We start from the raw sequence: 247 nt of genomic DNA, 5'->3' as shown, positions 1-247 counted from the left end.
GAAGCTGTACGGCAAGGAATACCTGGGCGTCGATCGCAGCACGTTTCTGATCGACAAAAACGGTGTGCTGCGTCAGGAATGGCGCGGCGTGAAAGTGCCGGGGCATGTGGATGCGGTACTGGCTGCGATCTTTTGGCTTTTATAGTAACGGAGCCACCACAGGCTCCTTACGCGGCCATGCATCCAGCACGGCCTTGAACAGCGTCGCCAGCGGAATCGCAAAGAACACGCCCCAGAAGCCCCACAA

1 protein-coding gene and 1 pseudogene are annotated in these 247 nt (G+C 58.3%); one reads left to right on the top strand and one right to left on the bottom strand.

The genetic code is table 11. The features are described 5' to 3' along the window. Positions 1-145, top strand: a pseudogene (locus L6D63_RS28580) (hypothetical protein); the annotation flags it as partial. Here the strand turns inward: L6D63_RS28580 and L6D63_RS28575 are convergent. After that, positions 140-247: hypothetical protein (locus L6D63_RS28575; protein WP_236170530.1), on the bottom strand; the 108-nt coding region annotated here is incomplete at its 5' end. The pseudogene L6D63_RS28580 and the gene L6D63_RS28575 overlap by 6 nt on opposite strands.

It is taken from the genome of Pseudomonas parakoreensis, assembly GCF_021602155.1.
GTDB classification, from domain to species: domain Bacteria; phylum Pseudomonadota; class Gammaproteobacteria; order Pseudomonadales; family Pseudomonadaceae; genus Aquipseudomonas; species Aquipseudomonas parakoreensis.
The sequence above is the reverse complement of the archived record's forward strand: the minus strand, read 5'-3'. Positions and strand labels throughout refer to the sequence as shown.